The sequence below is a fragment of the Pseudomonas gessardii genome (assembly GCF_001983165.1).
Classification (GTDB): domain Bacteria; phylum Pseudomonadota; class Gammaproteobacteria; order Pseudomonadales; family Pseudomonadaceae; genus Aquipseudomonas; species Aquipseudomonas gessardii.
This window is the reverse complement of record NZ_MNPU01000099.1, coordinates 1-3768: the sequence shown is the minus strand read 5'-3', so window position 1 is coordinate 3768 and position 3768 is coordinate 1. Positions and strand designations below refer to the sequence as shown.

Here is a 3768-nt window from a genome sequence, read left to right as displayed (position 1 = left end):
ATAAGGTAAGATTGTTCACGTCGGGGGCTTAGTTTTTGTTGGTGTGAGAGCTTACATTTTCTAAGATCCTCGACTCCTTTTCCAGCCGGTCAGATTTTTTCTACACCCTTAAATGCGAAGAGCCCGTTTACCCGCCCCGCCGAATCGACTGAATCCAACAGCCGACTTCCGAACCAATGAAGCCACTGGCCAGAACCTAAAGTTCAAACAACCAAAACCTATAAAAACACCTCAACAATCAAAACAAGAACAAACCTATTTAAAACATGCCCCATGAAATCGATAGAAACACCTCAGGCGGAACGAAACCCCGAATATCTCCACACAACTAACGGCTTCACGCACACCTAAGATCATTTAATTTACGGAACTCTATAAATGACTCTAAACATTTCCTCGCCTGTATCAAACCTGCCTATTCCCACCGTTCCGTTGACAGATTCGGCTGTCACACAGCAACCCAATACACAGGCATCCAACACCTTCGCTCAGACACCGCAGCCTGACGGACCACAGGCCCAAAAAGCCTCGTTCAATCCAGAGGCGGCTGCGGCTTACAGCACGTTCAAAGAAGCCGTCTTGAAAAGCAAACAGCCTGCGTTCAACTCACCGCAGACGGCTGAAGAAAAGACAACGGGTGAGACTCTTTCCCGCCGGGTAAGGTCTGACACCGCCTCAGACAGAGAAGGCGCCAAGGAGGCTGATGACCTGTTCAATACACTGAACCCATCCCCCCCGCCCGCTCTCCCAAAAAGAGAAGGCGCCGACGAAGCCAATGTATCCGATCCATGAACACCACATTCAAAGCCAACTGTTGATCCGCAATGCTGTGCTCCCGATTCTTTTCAGGAACCAGCAGCTCATGATGCGACCCGACGCCAAAGTCGAAAAGGTGTACCTCTACCCCAAGTCCGTGGACTTCCGAAAATCCATCGACGGGCTGGCCGCTCTGGTCGAGCTGGATATCAAAGTCGCCGTGTTCGACCCGGTGCTTTTTGTTTTTCTGAATCGCCACCGTAACCGGGTGAAAATCCTCTACTGGGAGCGCAACGGCTTCTGCCTTTGGCTCAAGCGCCTGGAATCCGAGCGATTTAAAACATCGCCTGAGCCCACCGACGAAGCCATCGTGTTGAGCGTCCAGGAGTTGAACTGGTTGCTCGACGGTTTTGACCTGTGGCGCAACCGTCCACATCAGGTTTTGACTCCAAGATTTGTCGCCTGACAGGTATAATCCGGGGCATGCCATCCATGCCCGACAACCTTCCTGATGACCCAGTGCTTCTCAAGCAGATGCTGCTTGATACGTACGAAGCGCGCGCACGTGATCAGGAAGTCAAAGAGGCTTACGAGACTCATATCGTTGATCTGAAAGAACAGATCAAATTGTTGCGTGACCGTATATTTGGTCGTAAATCCGAGCAAACGATTGAGCCCAACACACCGCAATTGGCCTTGTTCAACGAACCCGAAAGCGAGCCGATGCCCGTCGTCGATGACGCCGAAGAAGAAGTCGTTGCTCCGACTAAGCGCCGTGGCAAACGCAAGCCACTGTCGGCTGATCTGCCGCGTATCGAAGTCATCCACGAACTGCCCGAGCACGAACTGACCTGTGCCTGCGGTTGCCGCAAACATGTGATCCGCGAAGAAACCAGCGAGCAGCTGGATATCGTGCCGATGCAGATCCGGGTCATCAAACACATCCGCAAAGTCTACGGCTGCCGCGGTTGTGAAACGGCTCCGGTCACCGCTGACAAACCGGCTCAGTTGATCGAAAAGAGCATGGCCAGTCCGAGCGTGCTGGCCATGCTGTTGACCACCAAGTATGTCGACGGCTTGCCGCTGCATCGTTTTGAAACGGTGCTGAGCCGACACGGCGTAGAAATCCCGCGTCAGACCCTCGCTCGCTGGATTATCCAGTGCGGCGAGTACTTACAACCGTTGCTGAATTTGATGCGCGACCGGTTGCTGGAAAGTCCGGTCATCCACTGCGATGAAACCCGCGTTCAGGTACTGAAAGAACCGGATCGAGACCCGACCAGCCAATCCTGGATGTGGGTGCAAGCCAGCGGGCCGCCGGATCGAAAAGTCGTGCTGTTCGACTACACCTCCAGCCGTGCGCAGGACGTGCCGTTGCGCCTGCTGGAAAGTTATCGCGGCTATGTCATGACCGACGATTACGCGGGATATAACGCGTTGGCGTTACAACCGGGTGTGGAACGTCTGGCGTGCATGGCCCATGCCCGGCGCAAGTTCGTCGATGCGCAAAAAGTGCAGCCCAAGGGCAAGACGGGACGTGCCGATATCGCGCTGACGATGATCAACAAGCTGTACGGCATTGAGCGCGAACTCAAGGATGTCAGCGATGAACAGCGTTTTATTAATCGTCAGGAAAAGAGCCTGTCGATCCTATCCCAGTTGAAAAGCTGGTTGGATAAAACGCAGCCGCAGGTGACGCCACAAAGTGTTTTGGGCAAGGCCGTTAATTATCTGGCCAGCAACTGGAGCCGTCTGGAGCGCTACGTGGAGGCCGGATTTTTACCGATCGACAACAATCCGGCGGAGCGTGCAATAAAACCGTTTGTAATCGGGCGCAAGGCTTGGCTGTTCAGCGATACGCCCAAAGGCGCCACCGCCAGTGCGCAGATCTACAGCTTGGTCGAGACCGCCAAGGTCAACGGTCAGGAGCCCTATACGTGGCTGCGCCACGTACTGGAAAGACTGCCGCAGGCGCAATCGGTTGAGGACTACGAAGCCTTGCTGCCATGGAACTGCTCGCCAGAGATGCCACGGTAAACGAGTGACTCATCTGGAAGTAGGTGTAGTTCGTGGATCGCTTACAAGCCAATGACCTGTTCAATGCCCTGAATCCGCCGGAAACACCAACGCCTGCTCCCAAGCCACCACCACCGGAGAATGGCGTCGACGAGAAAATGGGGGCTGATACGCTTCAAAAGACGCTGGACAAAGACAAAAGGATCAATGCCCAGTTGAACCCTGTCGGCGATAGCCAACTCGCCAAGAATGTCGCCAATGCACTGTTGGAACTCAAGGAGGGCGACTCGGCAAGCCCCTCGCCAATGGTTCAAGTCCCTAAAGATTCAACGCTTGGAAAATGGTTGAGCCTGGCTGAAAACGCATTTATGAATAGAGCAGTGAAGGATTGGGCAAGAGAAAACAAAATTGATATTCACTCGATGACTTACGACTCTGCAACAGGCCTAGTTCAGGCAATAACGTTGGACAACAAAGAAAAATCTTTCCCCCTGAAAGAGTTCCCAGATCTTCGTGAGGCACTCACACCGCTGCTTGATATTTCAAAAATAATCGATCCAACTGGAAACGGTATAAAATTCAATAACGAGAGGCCTGATACTGCACCTCTCGAACTAGTGCAAAATTTTTATGACCTTAAAATCAACAACAAAGACATTGCCAGCGCCCACAAAGAGGCTAAAGACCTATTGGACAATGAATCTTTCCCAGAAACCACCAAATCGCAGGACCACAGCAATGAGTCCATTCTCAAGCAGCAAAACCTAATTAACGAGTTTGAGACAACTTATACAAACCAACAATATAAAAAACTTGCAGAAGAACAAGAAAAGCTAGCAATTGAAATCTCATCAATCACAAACCATTAACGGCTCTTCGCATTTAAGGGTGTAGAAAAAATCTGACCGGCTGGAAAAGGAGTCGAGGATCTTAGAAAATGTAAGCTCTCACACCAACAAAAACTAAGCCCCCGACGTGAACAATCTTACCTTTTCT

General features: G+C 51.7%; 4 protein-coding genes. All 4 read left to right on the top strand.

Annotated elements, in window-relative coordinates; genetic code table 11:
* Window positions 1-378: 378 nt before the first annotated feature.
* From BLL38_RS30975 to BLL38_RS29605, 4 genes are read left to right on the top strand one after another with little or no spacing between them, the layout of a single operon-like run.
* The gene (locus tag BLL38_RS30975; protein WP_139201309.1) at window positions 379-792 is read left to right on the top strand and encodes a hypothetical protein; all 414 of its coding nucleotides are present in this window, start codon (window positions 379-381) and stop codon (window positions 790-792) included.
* On the top strand, window positions 776-1222 hold the full coding sequence (tnpB, locus tag BLL38_RS29615) for an IS66 family insertion sequence element accessory protein TnpB (RefSeq protein WP_249024858.1): 447 nt from the start codon (window positions 776-778) through the stop codon (window positions 1220-1222). Before BLL38_RS30975 ends, tnpB begins: the two co-directional genes overlap by 17 nt.
* Before the next feature lie 17 nt (window positions 1223-1239).
* A complete protein-coding gene (gene tnpC, locus BLL38_RS29610; RefSeq protein ID WP_076965353.1) occupies window positions 1240-2793 on the top strand; it encodes an IS66 family transposase in 1554 nt (517 codons plus the stop codon).
* 32 nt (window positions 2794-2825) lie between these two features.
* Window positions 2826-3641 (top strand): hypothetical protein, encoded by an 816-nt coding sequence (locus tag BLL38_RS29605; RefSeq protein WP_130898294.1) that lies wholly within the window; start codon window positions 2826-2828, stop codon window positions 3639-3641.
* Window positions 3642-3768: the final 127 nt, after the last annotated feature.

Bases quoted from the DNA above. Each gene is read 5' to 3' on its own strand.
- BLL38_RS30975 (WP_139201309.1), top strand. From the start codon at position 379: ATGACTCTAAACATTTCCTCGCCTGTATCAAACCTGCCTATTCCCACC.
- tnpB (WP_249024858.1), top strand. From the start codon at position 776: ATGTATCCGATCCATGAACACCACATTCAAAGCCAACTGTTGATCCGC.
- tnpC (WP_076965353.1), top strand. From the start codon at position 1,240: ATGCCATCCATGCCCGACAACCTTCCTGATGACCCAGTGCTTCTCAAG.